Origin of the sequence: Nitratireductor arenosus (assembly GCF_009742725.1) — a bacterium.
Classification (GTDB): Bacteria; Pseudomonadota; Alphaproteobacteria; order Rhizobiales; family Rhizobiaceae; genus Mangrovimarina; species Mangrovimarina arenosa.
In genome coordinates, this window is record NZ_WPHG01000010.1 from 1 (window position 1) to 20,776 (window position 20,776).

Here is a 20,776-nt window from a genome sequence, read left to right on the forward strand (position 1 = left end):
TCCCAAACCAGATGCGCTACCAGGCTGCGCTACGCTCCGACTGCCGGATGGCATTGATCGCACTATGCTTTTCGGCGCGAAAACGCAAGAGCCGAATTTTCGAAGCGGAGCAAAAACGGAACAAACGGACTGCTGTGGCAGGGTTGGGCGCAGAAATTACCACGGAAATTACCACGGGCCTCGCACCATGACCGAAACCCTCGCCCCTGTCGAATGCGCCTCAGCAGACCAACCAGCCTACGACGCCGTGTTTGGCGAGTTGTGCCGCTTCCTTGCTCGTGAGGGACTCACAATGCACTCTCCTAGACGAGGTGCGCCCTATGTTCGCAGAAAGAGCGGGAAGCTATCGCCGCTGGCGTTTCAGATAAAGGATTGAACATGATCGATGCATTCAGGCACTTAGTTCTTTGGCTACAGTCCAACAATATCGACCCGAGTAACGTCAAGGTCACTCTAGCCTTCTCCGAACCGGGGGATAGAGTTGCGGCGACGACCGCGCTCTACAAAGATACGCGGTGGCTAATGCACGAGTTGCCAATAGACATCGGATCGGCAACTCGCGGGATCATCCACGGCGTGCGCTTTGAAACAACCACCCCTCAAGCGCATTCCAACGGCAATGGGGGTGGCGTCGGTCCCTACTAATCGATGCCGGTGGAGAATTAGACCGCGACCGCCGGTAGCGCTCGTAGCTCAGATGGATAGAGCGGCGGACTTCGAATCCGCAGGCCGCAGGTTCGAGCCCTGCCGAGCGCGCCATAATGGAGACAAATGATGGCAAACATCAAGGAATGGCTTGAGTCCGCCGAACGGGAATTTGGCGAGATGATTGAGGCGGTGGTCGTCGGCAAGCATGATGATAGGTGGAGGTCCGGTGCCCCATTGCCGGATGAAGACGTGGTCCTGTCGCGCGAAGATGGGCTGCGCAAGCTCGACCAGGAATTTGACTGCGGTTTCGGCGGCGCGGACTGCTTCCCTATGTACGCATGGACCAAGACACGCGTATTTCTGGTGCACGAGTATGACGGCGCCACCAAACTTGGTTGGGTGCCGCGAAACCCTCAGGCAATCGCTCCAGATTTTGGCGGCAACTCGTGCGAATAGAGCGCCGCTCCCTCCCCGTCCTCATAATCGCTGCAATCGTGCTAGTGATAGCCGTTGCCGCGAACGCAGGGGCGTTTATCCAGCCTTATGTATCAAAGGCACCAATCTCGGCGGCTATTCCGCCAAAGGGCGGTATTGGCGTTCAGGGTGCGCCAAACGAAAACTATACCGACCGCCGTAACCGCTACACTCGCCAACGTGGCCCACAGTACACCCTCGGCCCAATCCGCCATCTCCCGCTGGGCGTTCAGGTCTTCCTCGGCGCGCTTCTCAGCGCGGGATGTCTCGGAGGGATTTTCGGCGCACTCCCGCGCCTCATCGATGCTGGGAAGTATGAAGCAACTGCGATAGTGGCGTTCGCGCTCAGCGTAGGAAGCGTTTTTAGCCTCATCTTGTTGATAGGCGCGTTGGTAGCCCTTTGACGAGAAGATAGAATACGGAGCCACTTCCGAATCCGCAGCGAGCTCGCCATAATGGAGATGATGAAGTGACGGCCACGGCGATTGAAAGAGCAACACGAGCGATCCGCCGAAAGCGACAAAGCCCGCTTTGCCAACTTTGCGACCGCACGAAAAACTCGGGTGGATCGTGCGAGTGCGAAGATTGGGCACGAGCCGCTATCTTATCCATCAGGGATGTCGATGATCAGACTTTGCCAAGCGGTGAAATCTTCTCGCACTTCCAAACCTTCGACGGCAGTGAAGACAACATCTACATCGACGTGGACCGCGACGAGGCGAGAGTCATCTGGGCATCCACAATTGACGCCATCCTGAAAGGACGGAAGGCGTGAAGACAAAATCGCCCACCTACCCCCTTCGCATAGACACCATTCGAAAGGCCATGGATTGCGGCTATTCGATATGGGTCCACTGCAACAGCGAAGGATGCTGGCGGCATCACCGGATCGACCTAGGCGCACTAGCCGACATGCTCGGGCCGGATCATGGGTGCATGGCCGCAGACCTGGCATCGCATTTCCATTGCTCGGAATGCAGGGAAGCTGGCCGGCCCGACAAGAACATCTCGTTCACCATGCGCCCGGCGACGAATGAAGACGGATGGGCGAAGATCGGTGATTAACGCGGGCGCTTAAGGAATTTGTGCGGCGACAGCTTGCCGTCCTTATCCGTTAGAACCTCTACGAGACGCGGCGGCAGGTGCCCGAGTTCCGCCAGCTTGTCTATGGCCTCGCGAAGATCGTCAAACGCCTGTTGCGCCTTCCCGAGCTTTTCTGCCTCGACCTTCTCGGCCTTGATCCGCGCCCGTTCGATCCGCGCCATCTCAAATTCAGTGGCGAGCCTTTCGAATTGAGCGTCCGTCACATCCATCAGTTCCGGCCGCAGCTTGTTGATATCGGTGATTTCCACCATGGTCCATGTTCTCCCGCATTGAATAGAACGGGATAGATGGCACTGAGTGGGGAAAGCGTCAAGAAGCGTTTTCGCGATCTACCGCTTGCCTGTGACCTCAAATCGAAGCGACGACACGGCCTGCATGGCGAACTCCAACACCTCGAAATAGGATAGGTCCGCGACCTTCTGGCCGTCCAGCATAAGCTCGCGTTGGGGCGTTTTGCCGTCCTCTGCCATTGTGACGCGGATATATGCTCTTGCCGTCATCGAAAGCACCCCACGATGAAGAACACGACCATGTTAGCCTTGAGGCATAGGCCTATCCATTTGAGGTATGTTCTTGCTGCGATTCTTGTCATGCCGCCCACGCTGATGTTTTGACGCGAGATACCTCGCCATGTTCGCGATGATAGGTGATGGCCTGTAGCTGGGATCGGGCGGAATAAGCGTGACTGGTCGCGTAAGCGTCCCGATCCGTGACCGCCCGAAGCTGTTCCCAAGTGACGCCGCCTATATCCTGTGATTTGTGGTGATGGAGATGGCCGGTCCAAAGGAACCTATGCCGTGTCGAACCCCACATATCGGGATATTGATCGGCTAGAAACAGGACGAGTCTATCGGCCTTTGCCTTGTCGCCATGATGCGCCGCAATCATCACTTTGCCAAACTGTTTTGCGAAGAACTCCCCAGGGATTTTGTCTACTGAAATCCTTGAATCATCGCGATATCGCTCGGCCAATGCCATGACGATGGCGACATATGAGTGCGGGTTGTGGTTGCCGGGAAGAATGCGGACTATGACGCGCTTATGCTTGGTCGCGGCGGCCTCAATAGCGGTTGCGAGGGCCGCAATCGTCATGTCGATTGTTTTGAAATACCGCGTATCCACGTCCAGCACATGCTTCGAACGCGGCGTGGCGTTCATCTGGTCGTCGGCATGGGTCAAATCGCCAACATCGAGGATGACGGCCGTGTCGGAAGGCGGTGAAGACGCCACGCATTGCGCCACCCAGGTCCTGAGACGGCGGCAGGCAATATCGGTGTCGTAATCCTCTCCGACCTCCTGCCCCCATGCCCTCATACCGATATGAGCATCCGCGATGGGATAGAGCGTCAGAAGATCGGCGTTGACGTGTTCCGGCGCGGGTATCGGCTTTGAACGGGGGAGCCCTTCCAGTGCGCCGCGAATCTTGTCGGCGATATCTTCCGGGTCCGCTTCCGGGGCGGTCCATCGAACCGTGCCCGTCTTCTTGCCTTCGCCGTCGTAGACGTGCTTCCATCCGCCGCGCGCTTCGCCTATATTGAGGTTTGCACTGGCGATTTCGCCGCGCACGCCTTCGGATAGATGCAGGCCGCGTGCGATGGCTTCTCTACGACGCCGGCTGATAGTGACATCGGAAACGCCGAGGGCCTTACCTGCTTCGATATTGTTACCGTATTCCTTCCATGCTCGATAGGCTTCAATCGCGATTTCATCGGAGATTGGAGGCGTCGGCATGTCTCACCTCGCAAGCAGGTTGCAGATGGTCTTGCCGGGCACGATGAAACCCACGCCGACATATGTGGCGCTAGCGAAGCCCATTGGTACCGTCATGACGCCGACCGTGATGCCGACGACCTTTCCATCAGCGTTCATGACAGGCCCGCCAGATTGCCCCGGAACGGTCGTAATGTCTGTGACAAGCAACGATCCCCATGGACCTATGGAGCGCTCCCCGCCGGCAACGCGGCCCCAATGGCGGGTGAACTCGACATCAACGGGATTGCCAATCGACATGATACTTGAACCGACAGGCGGTACGACACATGCCAGTTCCGACGCGCTCAATCGCTCGGGGCGGGAAGCCCTCAACAGCGCCACGTCATAGGCATTGTTCACCCATAGGACTTCCGCCTTCTGGATATCGCCCATGGTGCTTTTGAGCGTGACGGCCTTCGCGTCTTCCACGACATGCGCGGCAGTGATGACAAAGCCGCCCCCGATATGCACACCGGAACCATGCCCATTGCCCGGCATGACCTTGACCGTGGACTCGGCGTGGTTATCATCCGCCTTGGTGCTCGACAGACCCATGACGACAAGCGCCATCAACACCGCGACCAATCCGGCCGCGATCCAGTAAAGGACACGCATGGGAGCCTCCTATTTGGGTGGGATTAGTCGCCTTTGATAAAAAGCCAGATAGCGCCGATGACGCCCGCCGTGACAATGCCAACGGCTGTGATGAGGCTTTGCTTCTTGACGGTGGCGATAGACCGTCGCCACTCGCGCAAGTGCCGCATGTCGGCCTGCACCTCAGTGGCTTCATCGACATCAAGGCCGATGATCAGGAACGTCTCTCGGACGGCTTCTTTAGCCGCCTTATGCGCGATCTGGTGGATTTCGGCTTCGGTGAGGTTCTGCCGGGTCATTTTCGGAGCCTCGAAATAATCTCCGCACCGGCCTTGCCGATGAACAGCGATCCGATCATAGCGCCCATCCATTCGTCAAGCGGAGACGGCAGGGCGGCGATGGTCCATTCCTGCGGGAATGCGCACGACTGGCACCATAGAATGCTGTAGACGCATACCGAGGCGAACCACAGCCCGGCAGGAGCGAGGAACAGGATCGGAAACCACCACCCTCGCCCATTCAGGACGGAAACCTGTGCCCGGAGGTATTCGGCAACCAGATCGGCCTTGACCGCTTCACGCGTGGTGTCGTTGCTAATCTTCGTATCGACCGTGGAAAGGATACGGTCGAGAGTGCCGCCGGTGAGCCATCCAAGCAGGAGCTTGACGAGTTTAAGCATCGCCTGTCTCCCAGTCTGGTTCTTTCGGGTCCGGCTCGCCATTCAAATCGCTGGCACGACGCCGGCGAAGGTATTCGGTCAGAATGCCGTTCACGACGAGGAAGTATGGAAACCATTCGGCAGGCATAAGCGGCGCGAGCACTTCCGGCTCGACATATGTGATGATGCCCGCCACGACGCCCAAAACAGCCTGGAACCGCGCCCAAAAGAGCGTTTCGGAGTCGCGGAAATATCGCTTGATACGTTGCCACATGACCTGTCCTTCCGCCTCATCAATCGCCGTATGTTTCGCGTGCGATTGCAGCGGTATTCCAAGAGGGGTGCCCGCGAGCCGCCTTGCTGACCTCCCGGTGGATAACTGTGAAAATTGCCACGTTCCGCCCTCGTATGCCGCTTGAATTTCGCGCATAGATGTCTGCGATTTCGGCAGTCGCCACCTTCGCGATTTCAGCCAGCCCGTTATCATCCAGCGCTTTTTGCATCGCCTTCATCGCCGTTTCCGACGCGCCCAGCCGTTGACAGATAACCAGATATGCGTCCTCCAACTGGTCGAGCTCAGAACGCAGCATCCGGATTGTTTGCTTGTCTTCTCGTGGACTGAATGGCCACATCACTTGCCACCCCGCAGGATTTTGCCGATCATGCCGAACAGCCACGACCAGAACGAAGCCTTGCCAGATGGCGCGGTTTTTGGCTCGGTTTGGCGAGGCTCGGGCGCGGAAACCCCGTCAAGGATTTCCATGACGTTCACACGCCGTCCGCGACCCCAAATCACCTTGCCGCTAGAGGTCGCGGGATACATCACCGCAGTGCCGTTCCCGGAATACCGGCCATCGAAGAACAGGTTTCGTTCCTTGCGGCGGCGCGGGATGATCTCCGGGGGCTTGCGCCACTGCATGAACGCCTCGCGCGCGGCGCGGTCGTCGCCGGCATTGAACAGCTTGACCCACGTCGCTCGATGGATGCCGCCAGAATTGAAGTCAAAGGAAAGTGCCGCGTCGAACTGCTGTTGCGTGAGCGGGCGCGTAAAGGCCTTGTTCACCCGCCTTTCGAATTTGGCGATATCGCGGGCGAAGATGTCCATGATTTCGGACAGCGAATATTCGCCGCGTTTCGTTGCCGGGTCTGGCGATCCTGCCGAAGCCGTGTGGCCGATGCCCACGGTCCAATAGCCCTGGCTATCTTTGTAGGGCGAACTGACTATCCCTTCGTGCGCGGCAATCTCTACTAGACCCGCCGTCGATACCTTGTTTGCCATGTTTGTGCTTCCTATTACTTATTGACTTCCTACCGTGTCGTGGTATTGATCTTTTATGGCTAAGAACCCAAGACTCATCAATTTGACCGGCAAGCGCTTTGGTATGTGGACGGTGCTGCATCAAGATGGGAATGCGCCGAAAGGCGCTGCCCGATGGTGCTGTGTTTGCGACTGCGGGACTGAACGCACTGTGGTTGGTGGTGACTTGCGCCATGGCAAGTCCACCAATTGCGGATGTGTTGGATCTCGGCGAATTGGAGCGCTGCGTCGAAGTCACGGCGGCACAGGAACGCGCCTACACAATATATGGAAAGGGATGCGCAAACGCTGTTACGGAACGAGCGACCCAGGCTACGCTAACTATGGTGGTCGCGGGATCACGGTATGCGGCGAGTGGCAGGAATTCGCCGCGTTCAAGGATTGGGCCCTCAATAGCGGATACCGCGATGACCTTTCTATCGAACGTCTCGATGTTGACGGGGACTATGAACCCCACAATTGCATTTGGGCTGACGCTCAGGCGCAAAGCGAGAATCGTCGTTTAGTGGCGAAAGCCCCAAGCGGGAGACTTTGGTGGCACATCGCCAGGGACAACGGTATAACGCACGCGGCCTACCGGACGCGCCTCAGCGCTGGCTGGTCGCACCATCAAGCCGCAACTTGGCCGATAGGGAAAAAGCGACGCGACGGGAACCTCTCAAGAGCCGTGTTCCTCAATATCAATGGCGAAGTGCTTCCTATGTCCCATGCGGCAAAGAAAATTGGGTATTCTGCTTCTGCGATACCACAGCGCGCAAAGCGCAAGGGCATAAGCCTGCAAGCTGCCCTCGATGAGCTAGCGAAACGTCCACGATGATGCCCTCGTGGCTCGCGATCTCTGCGAGACCGCGCTTACTGGCTTTCATAGCCATGATCTGTCCTTTCGGATTGTGATTTTGAGTTTACGCGGGTTATGGTGCCGCGCCTCCAACGGGACGGGCAGATGCCGGGCACGAGACGCAACGAAACGCTTAACCGCTTTCCCGCCGAAGCAGCGGAGTTCAAGCGGCTCGCGGAGTCGGCCTACGGGTGGGGATACCAGACGAAAATCGCTCGAAAATTTGGCGTGGCGAACCGGACAGTCATGCGGTGGGCGAACGGGCACAACATTGCTCCGAAGCATGTCATGGCCTGCCTGGCCGATGATTCGAGAAAGGCGGACGCTCGCGCCGAAGCGTTGGAGGGATTGATTTCGGGCATTCTGCAAGTGCTGCCCGAGCCGATGGCCGATGCCGCATTTGAGATCGCCATAGGCGAGGCCGGACCGAACGCGCGTCACGAAATAGAAAAATTCAGGTCTGCACTTTCAGACGCGCGGGAATAGCAGTATTTGGCTTTGGGGCGTCGAGAATGGGTGTGGGAATGCGATATCAGCACATGCTATTCGCCGTGGTACTGACCGCCTCGGCACTTATGGGGGATGCCCCGCAAAAACATCTCATTGCCGTGGCAGTCGCCGGCGCGGCGCTCGCTGCACTAGCCGTAATGTGGGTGACGCGTCCTGCGATTCCCCGAAACATTACGTCCTACGGGCTTATGGCCTTCCTGGCGTCAATCGCAATTTCACTGCCCGTCGCGCTCTCCAACGGAACAACCGTTTTCGATTGGGCCTTCCGCGCTGCCGCCCCACTGGCCTTGATGGGCGTCTTTTTCCTGGCGCCGCTCGAGACAGAAGAAGACGAAGCCGCAGTACTCAAGATCATTCTGGCCGCTTGCGTTGCCTGGGCGGCGCTGTCGTTCTGGCAGCTATCCAGTCACGTCGACTTGTTGTGGTCGTATCGATGGACGGCACTGTCCAACAATTTGATCGTGCCCTTCAATCTCGTCGCGATCGCGGTCCTGCTTTTCGGGCGGAAACTGGTCAGCCAACGCATGACCTGGCTACTGCTGCTCATCTTCGGGCTTCTGACGGTCGGTGGCGGCTACAGGTCGCACATAGCCATCATTGTCGGGCTTCTGGCCGCTTTTGCCGTCAGCTTGCCGTTTGTGGCCGAATACCGCCGGCGCGCCGTACCGGTCGTTCTGATCGCGGGGCTGGCTATCGCCCCGTTTTACGCATCCGGTATGCTGGATCAAAACATGAAAGTCGGCGAGCACGAAGAGAAGATCGTCGCCAAGAACCCGCCCGCGCCAAAAGCACCGCCTGTCACCAAAGCCCCGCCGGCCGCTATCGTAAAGGTGGAAGCCGGCATACCGTGGCTGCGGAAGTTCCTCGGCAGTCGTGACGGTTCGCGCGTTCTCGAAATCGAATACGCGTACCGGAATTTCATGGAGTCGCCGCTAGTCGGAAAGGGTCTCGCCTTTCCGATCCCGTCCGAAATCCACTTCTACAACGACCTTGACTATCTCCATCGGCTGGAAGCCGCGAATGGGAAGACTTACCCGTATGTGTACATGATGCACAACTTCCCCGCATCGATAGCAATGACCATGGGCCTCTTGGGGCTGGCGTCCCTCGGCGTGTTCTTTATCGGGCTGCTATCTCACGCGCTAAGAGGCGGCGCGACCGCAGCCCCCGCCTTCGCGGCGATTGCCGCCATATGCGTGTTTTCGCTGATTTCGGCCGCGTGGACGCTGCCTCAATTCTCATTGCTTATCGGCGGTCTGGCCGCCGTCGTGTCACAGCGACGAGGCCGACAGCGCAACGACAACAAGGCCGGCATAGAGAAGACCGATAAGCAACCGCTCGGTGATCGACATGACCTATTCTCCAGTGGAGATGTAAGGTAGCCCACCAGTCGCCGGCAGGCAACTACGGACCAAGCAACCCGTGGGTTTTCAGGTCGAGGATCAGCGCCATAACACGCTCGGCAAGTTGCTCGGTCGTGACGGTGCTGGTGACGAAAGTCGTTCGCGTATCGGTCCCGGTGGGGTCTTCCCATCCTGCAATCCGGTTGCCGACGACCTTCACGCCGTCAATGCCAAGGATGCCTTCGAGGTTCACGGAACCGCGCGGGGCACTGGTCAGGGAAGTCGGCTGGCCGGCGTGAACATCGCCGCCCAACGGGTTCAATTCGAACACCTTGAATCCCGTCGCGTCCTGGATCGTCTGCACGCCCCCACGGTGCGTATCGGAGCGCGAATAAAGGGCGGTTCGCATATACGACACGTCGCCAGCCGCTTCCGCCTCGATCTGGCCATACACACCCGTCGTCGGGTACGCGGTGAGAGCGGCGCGGGCGCGCAGCCCGCCGGACGGCAGCAGCGTACCGAGCATCTTGTACTCTACACCGCCCGATTTCGGATTGAGGGTGATCTGTGAGCCGCGCCGAATATCCGACGAGCAGCCGGACGCGACATAGACGCTCGTGTAGAAGCCGTCGAACGTGTTGACGCCGAAATGGACGAGTTCGGCGTGCGACTCAAGGAGCACACCGCGCATGGTCGAGGCATTCCCTGCTGCCACGTTGCGCAGCCGGTTGTTGTGGATCCAGACGTCCGAAACCAGACCGTTCGCGCCTGCGGCCTTCACCCATATGGCCCCGCCAACCGTACTGGTCGCATCAACGTCGCCGCTGTTGTCTTCGATCACGACCCCGACACACCCGCCGACGTTCCCGTTGACCCCGACAGCATCGTTCCAGTAGACGGTGCCGTCCGAACTCGGCTTGAGACGATTGCCGCGAATGACATTGTTGTACGACGGGTCGCGCACAGGCGTGCGAGGATTGTCAACTTCAATCGCGATAAGGCTCGTCGCGATGCCGACCGTGTGGGGCGCCTCGATCTCGTTGTCTTCGATCCAGATATCCTGGCAAGGGCCGTTATTGTCCGTCAGGATCGTCCCTGACGCATGTGTGGTCGCCGTCGTTCCGAGCCGGCCGCGCTCCGTGATGTTGACGGTATCGGTCGGGCTATTCGCATTGGCCGCGACAATCTTCACGATCTCGTCGCCTAGCCTGACCTCGTAAGGGACGCCGGCCGCCAAGGTGAGCCCGGTCACAGGCGTGATCGAGATGTCGTTGACGGGGGTCGTAACGGTCACGTCTTCCGCGATCGTGGTGGCGGTCACGCCGCGCGCATAGAAATATATACCCACATAGGTCGTCGAAAACGCATACTGGTTGACGCTCCAGTTGCGAATTTTGTTGCGGTACACGCGGACATTATCGCAGCTCCCACCCCGGATGACCTGACCGTACCCATAGCTGCCGGACAGCACATTGTCGTGGATGTCGATGTTTCGGATGCGGTCGTAAGGGAAGGCACCCTGCAGGTTGATGCCGCCGCCGAAATAGATGGTGGCGCCGTCGACCGTGTTATGTGCGATCTCGACATCGGCCACCGCCCCATAACAGCAGATTGGATACCAGACGGCGTTCAGCACCTTGTTGCGCAGGACGGACCCCTGCGAACACTCGATCATGAAAATCGCGTAACCGCTGACGTCCTCGATCTCGCAATCCCATACTCCGAACCCTTCGGTGAACTGGATGCGGATTGCATGGGCCACGTCTAGGTCGCCAAGTGGCGTTCCGCTGGTTCCCCGATAGAGGAAATTGCGGACCTTCACCCGCTCGAAATAGATGCCTTTCCGCTGCCCGTTGTCGGTGTTCGTGATGAAGGCGAACCGCGAGCCGGTGGTCGCCGGCGTGTAGGTCATCCCCTCGGCGTCAACGATTACGTCCCGCGTGACCACGCCCGACGAGTTGATGACGAACAGGCTCGCCGGATCGAGGCCGATGTCAGGAACATATGTCGCGTTGGCGTGGATCACCGGAAAAGTGACCGTAGTCCCGGCGGTGATCCTGTAGACGGCCCCCTGGCCATCCACCATGATCGCCTTCGTTGCGGCCGCCACCGCGAAAACATTCTGGACGGCGGTGGTGTCGTCGGCGCCAGTGGCGGCCCCGACTGTGCCGTCGCCAATCGCCCCGAGCATCTTATGAGTTAGGACACTTTCCGCGATTTCATACCAGACGACCGTCACGGCGTCGGAAAGCGCGATCGAAAATTTTCCTGCATGCGACGGCTCCGCGCCGACCATCTTGTACAGCGCACCGCCGCCATCGCCGGCGGAGGTGTGCCCAGCTAGCCGAATGAAATCAGGGGCGGCGGAGGGCGCGTAAGCCTCGGCGGCGGATTTGGTCGGGAACCCGGTCGTCTTTGCGTCGAGCGCGCCTTGAAGCCCGCTGACCGTCGAAATAGCCTGCGTCCCGGTGTGGTTGGCGCGGTCGAAAACATCGCTGCTGATATTCTGCGGGTCGTAGACGCTCGCGAGCATTCCGGTCGGGCCGGACGAACTCCATACCGGGGTCGAGCCGTCCGACATGAGGAAGTAGCCGTTCGGCGCAATGCCGAGGCGGGCCATCGAAGCCGCACCATTGGCATAGATCAGATCGCCGTTGGAATAGGAAAGCCCGGCCACACTCGAAAGCATGTCGTTATAGGCCTGAATAGTGACGCCAACGGCGGCGGGTTGTAGGGCAGTATCGGCCTTTGTTCCCTGCGCCGTTGTGGCAAACTGCGCACCGCCAAGCGCATCGATAGCCTGCTTAGTCGTGAGGGGGGACATCGCCGCCAGCGCATCGACGCCAGCCTCCGCTTCGGCCTGGTTAGCCATGGGGCGGCCGGCCGATACGATTTCAGCAAGGGTAGATTTACGCGTCGTCGCACCATCAATGGCCACAACGTCCGTGTCTACCGGAGAGGTATCCGCCGGTAGGTCTCTAATCCGAATATCAGCCATTGAATATGCCAGTCCAGATGATTTTATTCGTGATGATTGTCGGCTGCACGTTGTTGTGCGCCCCGCCTCCGCCCTGCGATGGGATGGTGTGTGCGTGATTGGGTGCGTCTGAAGTCACGCGGGTCACCACAGCGGGTTGGATATAGCCGCTGCCGAAGTCAAAGCCGGTTCCGTCTGCCGTCGTGCTGTCGGATACGGTGTGGTTGTGCGCGCCGGCATTGCCGGTAGTCCCGTCATGGTTATGAGACGGCATTTCCGCGATAGAAAGGACATGTGTTTGCGAGCCGCCCACAGCGCCCAAGGCTGTGCTTCCAATGGAAGAAAGACGATTGGCGCTCGTGCCGCCCATATCGTCTTTGCCGGCGCTTACGCGTCCGCGATGGTCAGGAAGGTTGAATGTAGTCGATCCGTCGCCGGACCCGTACGTGGTCCCGATTGCCGCAAAGAGCGTCGAATAGGTCGATCTGGATACTGCTTGGCCGTAACAGAGCAGCCAACCGGCGGGGGCCGAAGGGCCGGCGTAATCGTTGATAATCCCAGGGGGCAGAAGGGCGACAAGCTGCGCTCGCGTCACGGCGTCGGTTGGCTCTGTGCCGGCGGCCATATTCGTGACGCGCTTTGCGCCCATTGGCATGTTGGCCTGCATGGCCGCAGACCCATCGCGAGGCAAAGACCCCGTAAGTGCCGTCCCGATGTCTTCCAGGACGGGGTTGTGCTGGGCAACAGTGATCGGCTGGCCGGTCGTGGCCTTGTAGCTGCCGGGAAGCGAATAAACGCCGCCTGCTCTAGGCATGGGCTGCTCCATAAAAAAGCCGCCCCTTGCGGAACGGCATGCGAATTGCGATATTGGCGGAGATGCGGAAGTTCGCTCTCCCCCTATTTTTTGCTCTAGCGGGCTGCACCACGGCGGAGCCGGTTCCCGGTCCAACCGGCGCTGTCATGAACCAGACGAAATGCTCAGGCTCACCGACCGGGTGCTTCAAGACGGCCGTCAAGACCTGCAACGGCCCGTATCAAGTCATGGACAGCTACAGTAAGGCCGGCGGATTGTTGGCCGACCTGTTGCCGGGGCCGATCACATGGTACGGCATGACATACCGATGTGGCTCATCAGACGGGGCAATGCCGACCTTTCCTTTTGGAGGCCAGCAATACGTTCCCTCACCCGTGGCGGCTCCATCAGCACCAAGACCGACACTCTGCACGAGCACGATAGGCGGTTCCGTTATCGGGGCATCCAACCAGATCACAACGAGGTGTTCGTGAAGCGTCAGCCAATCCTTGGGCCGAATGCCCTACCATTCTTCCTACAGTTTGCGTTCGCCATTGCGTTCGCATTTCTGATAGCGAAGCCGGTCGTGACCTACTTGGCGGACCACCTGCTATGCAAGCCTACCGGGATATGTTCGAAGGAAGCGCGCGAGCGCCTGAACCTACCAGCGCTTCGATAATGGCTTGCTGAATAGGCGTAAGAGACTGCTTCGCCGTAGCGCCGCCCGAGCGAATTAGCGCATCGGCCAAATTCACGCTATTTTTGGTCAGCGCATCAGCCGCCGTCTTAGCGCCCATTCCGCCGAGGGACAGCGCCCCGATGGCCGGGTTGACCATGGTTCCGCCAATACCAAGTGCTGCCATAAGCCCATTGCCGGAAGGCGAGAGCTTGCCGGCCAGCCTTAGGGTATTTTGCCCCGGCGTTCCCGTCACAATCTTTTCCAGAGCCTCTTGTTCGGCCTTGTTAAAGCCACGTGGCTTCTCGACAAGGCGCCGGACGTTCTGACGAATAGCGTTGTCAACATTGCCGCCAGAACCGGTAGAGCCGGCTCGCAATTCGGCACGAGAAACTGCATCCGACAAGCGCTCCGCCTTACTGACCCGACTCCACAATTCGCGAGCTGTCCTCAAGGCAGACGCGCCGGCCTGCTGGTTCCCCATCAGAACGCCACCCTGCCCCGGATTGGCAATCACGTCATCGATAGCCTCGATGATGCTGGAAATCGCCTTGTTGTTGGACTGGTTGCCGGGAATGAACCCGTTGGATGCAACTTTCCTGAGCGTGTCAAGCCCCTTCAACGTCACGTTCTGCCCATTAAGATCGCGAAGCCGCTTCACGACAGCCGCCGCGCCGGGCTGCAAAGCCGGGTCGAAGCCAATATCGCTCAACTTCCCAACCACGTCCTTTGCAACCTTGTTGACAGCATTTGGCGTGAACACGACCCCGGCCTGGTCCGCATTCTGATAGGCGGTGTTCGCCGCCGTGCGAAGATCGTCAAGTGACGGTGCGGACTGTTTTGTTGCGCCACGCACGCCAAGGCGGCTTGCCGCGCCTGTAGCGCCGCCCGTGGCTGCGCCCAGCCCCCCGCCAACAGCAGCATTGTACGCCCGCTCCTCAAGCCCCCGTCCTTCCCCAGCGCCATAGACCGCACCGTAGGCCGCGCCCTCGGCCGCGCCGCGCCCTGCAAGACTGCCAAGCGTCGGTTTGGCACCCTGTAGAAAGGAAACACCACCCTTCATTAGCGGTGTCGCGGCCCCCAATCCGCCTGCAACTGCACCGAATGTCGTGGCGATTGGGGAGCGCCTTGAGCGCCGCTGCTGCAATTCTTCCTCGACCTGCATGTTGCGATCATAGGCGCGTCCCAGGTCGAACCCATCACCCTGCATCCACTCACGGCCTGCACGGAAGGGCGCATTGACCCCCGACACGATTTCATCGCCGAACGGGATGGCCTTTGCGATGCCGCTGCCGGTCATGTCGGCAAACGTGCCCTTGCCGGTGATCTTTTCGGCTAAGTCGGCCTCCTTCTCAGGGGACCAGCCATCCGTTTCCTTGCGCCTACGGCGAGCGCGAGCAAGAGCAAGCGCTTTCTGCTGTTCAGGGTTCATCGAAACAGCGCCCTTTCTTCCGGCGTCATGAACTCCCAATCGGTCGGGTCAACGCCATCAGGAATAGCGCCATCGGCCTGCGGAGCACCGCCGAGCGGCCGTCGCGCCGGCCCCCTGCCCTCACCGTGGATCGTATCCATATAGGTGTTCCAGAGTCGGTTCAGGTTGAATTTCAACTGGTCCGCCGATTGAGACTGGTCCAGAGAACCGGCCACGGATTGGAGGAAGTTCAGTTCGCGTTCCGTGACCTGGCCAAGCGCGCCACCTGTTGGCGACTGCTGACGCATACGGTTCAGTTCCTCGAAACCGATATTGGCGCGGATCGTGTCAAGTAGCTTCGAGATTGCCTTCGCATCGGTGTTCGGCACGCCAGACAGAAGCGCGCCAAATCCCGTGTCCGGCAGAATGCCCGTGTCCATCAGGTCAAGAGCACGGTCGATCTCCTGTGTCACAAGGCCACCCCGGTCAACCTCGCCAGTGCGACGAGCTTCTTCGGCGCGAGCCTTTGCATCCACCTCAGCGGCGGCAGGGCCGCCCGGAATCGGCCTCATGGACCGAGAGCCGGTTTCGGGGTTGGTGAACAACTCGAAGCCCTGCGGGATTGTACCGACTTCACCGCCCCCGACCGTAACATTCGTCGCGCCGGCCTTGCGCATGTCCGTCATGAAATCCTGGAACGTGCCCTGATAGCCCTGCTGACGCGCGAACTCGTATTCACGGATATCGTCGGTCTGTTTAGGCTGAGGATTGCGCAACTGCTCAAGCTCAAGCTGGGCGCGCTCCATTTCCATCTGACGCATCGGATCGTTCTGCTGCATCTCGCGATTGAGAAGCGCGTTGACGAGCGAACGCTGAGTGTCGGAAAGCCAAGGGTTTTGCGCGGCGTTGAACAACTGCGCCATGGAAGGCCCATCGTTCGGGTCTACCGCGTCTGCCGTGCCGCCAGCCATGACGGGGAGCCTATCCATGCCGGCCTGTGCCATCTGGACGGGAGGCTTGCCGCCGCCGTTCGCCATGGCTTCCACGAGAGCTTGCCGGATATCCGGCGTGCCGGCAGAAGCCGGGGCCGCACCAGCATTGCCGAGCGCACGCGAGAATTTATCCACGTACTGCGAACCAGACGTTCCGAGCACGTCCTTGCGCCCAGCACCTTGAGATGCGGGCAGCCCGGTAAACCATGCGCTGGCCGCGTCCTGCGGGTTGCCGTACTTTTCGACATAGCTGCCAAATCGATGGTCAAAAATCGCATCCTGGATTTGCGGATTCGACAGAAATTCATCCGGCGTCACTTCACGGCCGAGGGCAGCCGTCGACCATGGGCCGATATTGGCCTCCATCACCTGATACCGGCCAAGAGCGCGGCCAAGCTTCGGATGGGTCGGACCAATTGCGGCATAGCCGCCGTGACCGTCGCTTTCGATGGATGCAATAGCGTCGCGGAACGGCGACATATCACCCCCGACAGAATGAGCCTGTGCAACGCGCGCACTGGCCGGGTCCATCGGTTCACCGCCAGCCATGGGAGACATGGGCGCATCGCCGCGCGGCGCATCAGGGAAATTGCCGCCACTGAGCGCGCCAATGATCGACTGCATTGCGCTGGACGCGCCGGCACGGCCCGCGCCTTCGGCCTTGTCCACACCGCCCATCATGCGACGATAGAGCAATGCCTGACCAATGGCATTCAAGCCCTCGCCAACATCGCGAGGCGCGCCGGTCATTTGCCTCGCCGCGATAGCCTCGGCAATGGCGCGCTTCTTGGCAACGCTATCCGGCGTTTCCTTGGATGCGTCGAAGGCAAAGGAAAGATCACCGACCGCCATACATGCCCCCTGCGCCCATGGTGAAAAGCGGTGACTGGAACGCGGGCTTTACAGGCTGCGGCTTCGCAAGCGTGGGCTGCGGTCGCGCAAGGCCACCCATCGCGTTGAACTGCGGTGCCTGCGGCTGCTCGGCCTGCATCGTGGCAAGACCGCCCATGGCCTGCGGTATGAACTGCGGGCGCTCGGCATCCAACGTTGGCTGCTCCGAAAGCATCATTGGGGCCGGGACAGTATTTTCAGGCACCTGAGGAAGCCCCTGCGGCATAGGAGCCGGTGCGGCCCCACCCATCGTTCCGCCAGCCATCGGCATATTGCTAGATGAACCGTTCGGGTCAGGGACGCCGCCCGTGCGGCCAATGCCGCCTTGCTGACGTGCATTCTGGAGAAAAGCCCGCAAAATTTCCTCGTACATATCAGGCTCCTTCCAATGCCTTGCCGTAATCGACCATCTTTATCCCCGCCACTTCCTTGACCGCGCCGGGCTTCTTCTTCTCCACTTCCTGAGCCATAAGGCCCATCTGGAGTAACGGAGAGCCCTTGTAGCGGAACTTGTAGATGGCCTGCCCGTCGTCGGTCTTGCCGACCTTCTCAATGTCTTCCTTGGTGCGCTTGTCCGACATGATGAGAGACGACCCCAGCCCAAACAGGCCACCGAGCAGGCTGTTGCGCTGCTGGTTCTGAATCTGCCAGTTCTGGAGCTGCTGGTTGTAGTTCTGGTTGATCAGTCCGGCGTTATCCGTGGTCGGGATTGTCGGCATGTTGCCGCCCGTGAACTGCGGGATATTGACCTGAGAACCACCCAACAGCGATGCAATCTCATTAATGGGCTGCGACCGCTGCGCAAGCGCCTCCTGCACGGCCTGCCCCCGGCCCGTGAGCAAGAGCTGGTTGTAGGCGTCGTTGCGGCCTTGGTTGAAATCGCCCATCGCCGCCGAGAAAGCGTCTGAGCCCTCTCGAATACCGCGATTGAGCAAATTCGTGCGCATCGCTTCTTCTTCGCGTGCAAAACGCGGGTCAAGGCGCTTTGAGCCGAGTTCGAATAGTCGCGCCTCCGTCGCCTCATTGCTGAGGTCGATCGGTTCGGCCATGTAATCAGTCAGGAAGCCGGATTGCTGCGCCGCCAGATCGGCTAGGTTGAACTCAGCATCCTGCTGGCGATCATAGGTGCGCTGCTGATTGTCGGAAAGCTGAACATTTTCCGTGAAGCGCGGGATATGGTACGTCTGGCCGGTATACGGGTCCGTGAAGGAATATTCGCCGGACTGGTCATAGGTCACGCTTCCTTCCGGCCCGACACGGTTGACATTACCAAGCATCGCGTTGGCAAGCGCCGTCGCGACACTGGTGCCGGTCTGTGCCGCAGACGTTTCTCGCGGGTCTGGCGGAGCGGGCGGTTTTGGCTTACCCAATGTATTGATCCTCAACAGTTTTTTTCGACGCGATGGGGTGACGCTCTCTCGCATTGAAGCGGTTCGAGAGCCACGCATCATCTGTCAGGAAGAAAATGCGTTCGCCTTCCTCGCGCCCCCTAAGCCGGGGGATGGTGACGTGATCGAAGCCGTACGCCGTGAAGATGCGAAGCAGGCGACTATCCCGCTCCGAAACCCGCGTCACGACCATTTGCGCGCCCGCTTGATGGAACGCATATCCGAACATGGCTTTGAGGACTGGTCTGGTCAGCCAACGAGGCGTTGTCGCCGCGCTGTGCATCTCAATAACCCCAGCCTCGGGCTGCCAGTTGTTGAACACCACCACGCCGACGACAGTGCCGTCCTTCATGACGCCCATGGTGGTATAAGGTTCTTCGAACGGGCGCGGCAAACCGATCTGAACCGCGCACCACAATGCAAGCGCCCTGTTCAATTCAGGATCGCGCGGCCCGCCCCACAGAATATCCATCATACGATTGACGACGACTGACTATAGGCGAAATCGATGCGCACAATTTCGATATCCAGCGGCACGACTGCCCCGCTCGTCATCTGAAAAGACGGCGCCACGGCATAACCCGACCCGCCAACAACGTGCCATTCCTGGAAAGTCAGTTGCGCGCCGGTGACATCCCATCGCGCCGTACCCCAAATGCCGACACCCCAAGCCGAACTTCCTTCGACCGATGGAGATGCTGGAGGCGGCGGAAGGTTGATTTCGTAATCGCTCTGCAACGAGATGCGCGGTTTCGGGTTAACCTCACCGCGAAGAACGGGCCGCGCCATTTTGCCGATCTTGATCGCGGTCGGGTCGCCAAGGTCGTGGAACAGCGGCACGAACGTCGCGGTGTACGGCTTGCCTTCATCCTGACCCGTAACGTTGGCCTGCACGACCTTTCCATCAATCGAGCCGAAATAGAGATGGCCCTGAAACACCTCCATGCAGGTGGCATCCCAATTCGAAAACAGGCCCCACGCCCCGGTGCGCGTATTGGCCACGAACCAACGCGGAGGCTGTTGGTTGACGGACGGAAGCGCGACCACGACCATCTGGTTTGCCGGCCACACCTCGCAATGCCATTCGCCGGACTTGCGCAACGCTACGGCGTCGTTCCACGCATCTTCAATGGGATAGGACACGGCAGAGGGCGAAAGAGCCGCGTAGTCGCGCTGGATGGCCTGCGAGAGCGGCACGAAACCGATATCGGTAGCAATTACCAGATCGCCGCCGGCCGGGATGAATGCCTGCTTTCCAAGGGGCTCGCCGATGCGATAAACGCCGACCTGCGACCATTCAGACGCCGACGCGGGGTTGTTGCCCTGGAAAACAGCAACCTGCCCCTCGGCAGTGGCAAAGATGCACTGCGCCGACAAGCCGCCGCTTTCACCAGTGCCAAGCGACCAGCTTTGACCAAACAGGAGCCGCCCGCCTTTGGTCATGACACCGCCGAGTGGGATTTTAGCCGCCGCGCCGCCAATGCTGTCCACCGGCAGATACCACGCGTCCAGGCTGTTCTTCTCCACAAAGAAGAGGCGGTTTTTGTAAACCCACACGAAATCCAGATCGGCCGTGTTCACGCCCGTGATGCCGGAATAGGCCAATACCTCAGCGCCGGACGCCAAAGCCGAACCGCCTGTCCCATCCGTCAGGGCTTCATTGTCCTGAAACGGCCCCCCAGCGATGGTATGGATGATCAGGGTGCCGCTGGTTTCATCGCCCGCGATATTGACGATTTCTGCCGTGGCGCCCGACGTGCCGCCCGTGACGGTCTGTCCGATGGTGAACGCAGCCGTCCCGCCATCATAGGCGAGGCGATAGACATCTTCACTGCCGATGGGATACCAGAACGAACCATCGTAGAGTAGCATCGGGTCAGTGCCGTTAACCAGCACCAGAAACACGCCGCCAGACGTGGCGAACTGCGCATCGACCCAAGCGCCGCCCGTCCGCCCCGTGATAACCGACAGGTCCCCCGTGCTGCGCTCGCCGAAATAATCCCCGGCATCCGTAATGAACAGGCTTCCGCCCTCAGTGCCGAGACGATAGTTCGTAGGCGAGACGATGCTTGTGACGTTGTAAACCGCATCCTCAGTCGCGCCGAATAATTCTTCCTGACTGCCGTTCTTGTAGGCAAACAGCGCGGTGGTGGGTTTATCCCCTTCGCCAAGCGTGGCATAAAGATCGCTGCCCCGGCGCATGATAGCGCCCTCGGCGGTCGGAAACAGGTTTTCCAGCACCTCGGCGCCAGGAGGGACATCAGGACCGTTCGGATTGGCCTTGTTGCGATTGGCAATCCAGCCGCCCGTAGGCGCTGCAAAGGCAAAGGGGCGCGCGACGTTTTGCGTGGAATAGGGCGCGGGACGCCTCATAGCGCCCTTGAAAACGGCAGGTTGTCGCATTGATCA

The 20,776-nt window shown here is 59.7% G+C and carries 23 protein-coding genes and 1 tRNA gene; 7 read left to right on the forward strand and 17 right to left on the reverse strand.

Annotated features, from left to right (window positions below; all coding sequences use genetic code 11):
- The 5 genes from GN330_RS23605 to GN330_RS22530 form a co-directional block, all read left to right on the forward strand.
- On the forward strand, positions 1–191 hold a 191-nt coding region (locus tag GN330_RS23605; protein ID WP_210252328.1), incomplete at its 5' end, for a hypothetical protein.
- Between the two features lie 187 nt (positions 192–378).
- On the forward strand, positions 379–645 hold the full coding sequence (locus GN330_RS22515; RefSeq protein WP_156715837.1) for a hypothetical protein: 267 nt from the start codon (positions 379–381) through the stop codon (positions 643–645).
- A gap of 37 nt (positions 646–682) precedes the next feature.
- Positions 683–759, forward strand: a tRNA-Arg gene (locus GN330_RS22520).
- A 15-nt stretch (positions 760–774) separates the two neighbouring features.
- Positions 775–1,104 carry a hypothetical protein gene (locus tag GN330_RS22525; protein WP_156715839.1) on the forward strand — a complete coding sequence of 110 codons (330 nt, stop codon included), beginning with the start codon at positions 775–777 and terminating at the stop codon, positions 1,102–1,104.
- Between the two features lie 487 nt (positions 1,105–1,591).
- Positions 1,592–1,897 carry an RNA-binding protein gene (locus GN330_RS22530; protein ID WP_156715841.1) on the forward strand — a complete coding sequence of 102 codons (306 nt, stop codon included), beginning with the start codon at positions 1,592–1,594 and terminating at the stop codon, positions 1,895–1,897.
- A 286-nt stretch (positions 1,898–2,183) separates the two neighbouring features.
- Here GN330_RS22530 and GN330_RS22535 read toward each other — a convergent pair whose 3' ends face one another.
- From GN330_RS22535 to GN330_RS22575, 9 genes are all read right to left on the reverse strand, one after another.
- A complete protein-coding gene (locus GN330_RS22535) occupies positions 2,184–2,477 on the reverse strand; it encodes a hypothetical protein (protein ID WP_156715843.1) in 294 nt (97 codons plus the stop codon).
- A 78-nt stretch (positions 2,478–2,555) separates the two neighbouring features.
- Positions 2,556–2,726: a hypothetical protein gene (locus GN330_RS22540; protein ID WP_156715845.1), complete on the reverse strand. Its 171-nt coding sequence runs from the start codon at positions 2,724–2,726 to the stop codon at positions 2,556–2,558.
- A gap of 88 nt (positions 2,727–2,814) precedes the next feature.
- Positions 2,815–3,957, reverse strand: coding sequence for an SDR family oxidoreductase (locus GN330_RS22545; protein ID WP_156715847.1), 1,143 nt, complete (start codon positions 3,955–3,957; stop codon positions 2,815–2,817).
- A gap of 3 nt (positions 3,958–3,960) precedes the next feature.
- Positions 3,961–4,593 carry a S1 family peptidase gene (locus tag GN330_RS22550; protein ID WP_156715849.1) on the reverse strand — a complete coding sequence of 211 codons (633 nt, stop codon included), beginning with the start codon at positions 4,591–4,593 and terminating at the stop codon, positions 3,961–3,963.
- Between the two features lie 23 nt (positions 4,594–4,616).
- Positions 4,617–4,871 (reverse strand): hypothetical protein, encoded by a 255-nt coding sequence (locus GN330_RS22555; protein WP_156715851.1) that lies wholly within the window; start codon positions 4,869–4,871, stop codon positions 4,617–4,619.
- Positions 4,868–5,251 carry a hypothetical protein gene (locus GN330_RS22560; protein WP_156715853.1) on the reverse strand — a complete coding sequence of 128 codons (384 nt, stop codon included), beginning with the start codon at positions 5,249–5,251 and terminating at the stop codon, positions 4,868–4,870. Before GN330_RS22560 ends, GN330_RS22555 begins: the two co-directional genes overlap by 4 nt.
- Positions 5,244–5,504 carry a hypothetical protein gene (locus GN330_RS22565; protein ID WP_156715855.1) on the reverse strand — a complete coding sequence of 87 codons (261 nt, stop codon included), beginning with the start codon at positions 5,502–5,504 and terminating at the stop codon, positions 5,244–5,246. Before GN330_RS22565 ends, GN330_RS22560 begins: the two co-directional genes overlap by 8 nt.
- A 19-nt stretch (positions 5,505–5,523) precedes the next feature.
- On the reverse strand, positions 5,524–5,820 hold the full coding sequence (locus tag GN330_RS22570) for a hypothetical protein (RefSeq protein WP_156715857.1): 297 nt from the start codon (positions 5,818–5,820) through the stop codon (positions 5,524–5,526).
- Positions 5,821–5,861: 41 nt separating this feature from the next.
- Complete coding sequence (locus GN330_RS22575; protein ID WP_156715859.1) at positions 5,862–6,509, reverse strand: lysozyme; 648 nt, start codon at positions 6,507–6,509, stop codon at positions 5,862–5,864.
- A 982-nt stretch (positions 6,510–7,491) separates the two neighbouring features.
- Here GN330_RS22575 and GN330_RS22585 point away from each other — a divergent pair.
- Both GN330_RS22585 and GN330_RS22590 read left to right on the forward strand, forming a co-directional pair.
- Positions 7,492–7,872: a hypothetical protein gene (locus GN330_RS22585; RefSeq protein WP_156715864.1), complete on the forward strand. Its 381-nt coding sequence runs from the start codon at positions 7,492–7,494 to the stop codon at positions 7,870–7,872.
- 53 nt (positions 7,873–7,925) lie between these two features.
- Positions 7,926–9,278: an O-antigen ligase family protein gene (locus GN330_RS22590; RefSeq protein WP_210252329.1), complete on the forward strand. Its 1,353-nt coding sequence runs from the start codon at positions 7,926–7,928 to the stop codon at positions 9,276–9,278.
- A gap of 22 nt (positions 9,279–9,300) precedes the next feature.
- On the opposite strand, the gene GN330_RS22595 is transcribed toward GN330_RS22590, so the two are convergent.
- The 8 genes from GN330_RS22595 to GN330_RS22630 all read right to left on the reverse strand — a co-directional run bounded on the left by GN330_RS22595 (position 9,301) and on the right by GN330_RS22630 (position 20,770).
- The gene (locus GN330_RS22595) at positions 9,301–12,111 is read right to left on the reverse strand and encodes a right-handed parallel beta-helix repeat-containing protein (RefSeq protein ID WP_156715868.1); all 2,811 of its coding nucleotides are present in this window, start codon (positions 12,109–12,111) and stop codon (positions 9,301–9,303) included.
- 118 nt (positions 12,112–12,229) lie between these two features.
- Complete coding sequence (locus GN330_RS22600; RefSeq protein ID WP_246188836.1) at positions 12,230–13,030, reverse strand: phage tail protein; 801 nt, start codon at positions 13,028–13,030, stop codon at positions 12,230–12,232.
- A gap of 599 nt (positions 13,031–13,629) precedes the next feature.
- On the reverse strand, positions 13,630–15,117 hold the full coding sequence (locus GN330_RS22605) for a hypothetical protein (RefSeq protein ID WP_156715871.1): 1,488 nt from the start codon (positions 15,115–15,117) through the stop codon (positions 13,630–13,632).
- Positions 15,114–16,940, reverse strand: a complete 1,827-nt coding sequence (locus GN330_RS22610; protein WP_156715873.1) for a hypothetical protein — start codon at positions 16,938–16,940, stop codon at positions 15,114–15,116. The genes GN330_RS22605 and GN330_RS22610 overlap by 4 nt, the downstream gene beginning before the upstream one ends.
- Positions 16,927–17,352: a polyadenylate binding domain-containing protein gene (locus GN330_RS22615; RefSeq protein ID WP_156715875.1), complete on the reverse strand. Its 426-nt coding sequence runs from the start codon at positions 17,350–17,352 to the stop codon at positions 16,927–16,929. The genes GN330_RS22610 and GN330_RS22615 overlap by 14 nt, the downstream gene beginning before the upstream one ends.
- Before the next feature lies 1 nt (position 17,353).
- Positions 17,354–18,349, reverse strand: a complete 996-nt coding sequence (locus tag GN330_RS22620) for a tail fiber domain-containing protein (protein ID WP_156715877.1) — start codon at positions 18,347–18,349, stop codon at positions 17,354–17,356.
- Positions 18,342–18,842 (reverse strand): GNAT family protein, encoded by a 501-nt coding sequence (locus GN330_RS22625; RefSeq protein ID WP_246188837.1) that lies wholly within the window; start codon positions 18,840–18,842, stop codon positions 18,342–18,344. Before GN330_RS22625 ends, GN330_RS22620 begins: the two co-directional genes overlap by 8 nt.
- The gene (locus GN330_RS22630) at positions 18,839–20,770 is read right to left on the reverse strand and encodes a hypothetical protein (protein WP_156715879.1); all 1,932 of its coding nucleotides are present in this window, start codon (positions 20,768–20,770) and stop codon (positions 18,839–18,841) included. The genes GN330_RS22625 and GN330_RS22630 overlap by 4 nt, the downstream gene beginning before the upstream one ends.
- Positions 20,771–20,776 lie beyond the last annotated feature (6 nt).

What these genes read in the sequence shown, in the direction of transcription:
- GN330_RS22515 (WP_156715837.1), top strand. Translation starts at nt 379, where the DNA reads ATGATCGATGCATTCAGGCACTTAGTTCTTTGGCTACAGTCCAACAAT.
- GN330_RS22525 (WP_156715839.1), top strand. Translation starts at nt 775, where the DNA reads ATGGCAAACATCAAGGAATGGCTTGAGTCCGCCGAACGGGAATTTGGC.
- GN330_RS22535 (WP_156715843.1), bottom strand. Translation starts at nt 2,477, where the DNA reads ATGGTGGAAATCACCGATATCAACAAGCTGCGGCCGGAACTGATGGAT.
- GN330_RS22540 (WP_156715845.1), bottom strand. Translation starts at nt 2,726, where the DNA reads ATGACGGCAAGAGCATATATCCGCGTCACAATGGCAGAGGACGGCAAA.
- GN330_RS22545 (WP_156715847.1), bottom strand. Translation starts at nt 3,957, where the DNA reads ATGCCGACGCCTCCAATCTCCGATGAAATCGCGATTGAAGCCTATCGA.
- GN330_RS22550 (WP_156715849.1), bottom strand. Translation starts at nt 4,593, where the DNA reads ATGCGTGTCCTTTACTGGATCGCGGCCGGATTGGTCGCGGTGTTGATG.
- GN330_RS22555 (WP_156715851.1), bottom strand. Translation starts at nt 4,871, where the DNA reads ATGACCCGGCAGAACCTCACCGAAGCCGAAATCCACCAGATCGCGCAT.
- GN330_RS22560 (WP_156715853.1), bottom strand. Translation starts at nt 5,251, where the DNA reads ATGCTTAAACTCGTCAAGCTCCTGCTTGGATGGCTCACCGGCGGCACT.
- GN330_RS22565 (WP_156715855.1), bottom strand. Translation starts at nt 5,504, where the DNA reads ATGTGGCAACGTATCAAGCGATATTTCCGCGACTCCGAAACGCTCTTT.
- GN330_RS22570 (WP_156715857.1), bottom strand. Translation starts at nt 5,820, where the DNA reads ATGCTGCGTTCTGAGCTCGACCAGTTGGAGGACGCATATCTGGTTATC.
- GN330_RS22575 (WP_156715859.1), bottom strand. Translation starts at nt 6,509, where the DNA reads ATGGCAAACAAGGTATCGACGGCGGGTCTAGTAGAGATTGCCGCGCAC.
- GN330_RS22585 (WP_156715864.1), top strand. Translation starts at nt 7,492, where the DNA reads ATGCCGGGCACGAGACGCAACGAAACGCTTAACCGCTTTCCCGCCGAA.
- GN330_RS22590 (WP_210252329.1), top strand. Translation starts at nt 7,926, where the DNA reads ATGCTATTCGCCGTGGTACTGACCGCCTCGGCACTTATGGGGGATGCC.
- GN330_RS22595 (WP_156715868.1), bottom strand. Translation starts at nt 12,111, where the DNA reads ATGGCTAACCAGGCCGAAGCGGAGGCTGGCGTCGATGCGCTGGCGGCG.
- GN330_RS22600 (WP_246188836.1), bottom strand. Translation starts at nt 13,030, where the DNA reads ATGCCTAGAGCAGGCGGCGTTTATTCGCTTCCCGGCAGCTACAAGGCC.
- GN330_RS22605 (WP_156715871.1), bottom strand. Translation starts at nt 15,117, where the DNA reads ATGAACCCTGAACAGCAGAAAGCGCTTGCTCTTGCTCGCGCTCGCCGT.
- GN330_RS22610 (WP_156715873.1), bottom strand. Translation starts at nt 16,940, where the DNA reads ATGGCGGTCGGTGATCTTTCCTTTGCCTTCGACGCATCCAAGGAAACG.
- GN330_RS22615 (WP_156715875.1), bottom strand. Translation starts at nt 17,352, where the DNA reads ATGTACGAGGAAATTTTGCGGGCTTTTCTCCAGAATGCACGTCAGCAA.
- GN330_RS22625 (WP_246188837.1), bottom strand. Translation starts at nt 18,842, where the DNA reads ATGATGGATATTCTGTGGGGCGGGCCGCGCGATCCTGAATTGAACAGG.
- GN330_RS22630 (WP_156715879.1), bottom strand. Translation starts at nt 20,770, where the DNA reads ATGCGACAACCTGCCGTTTTCAAGGGCGCTATGAGGCGTCCCGCGCCC.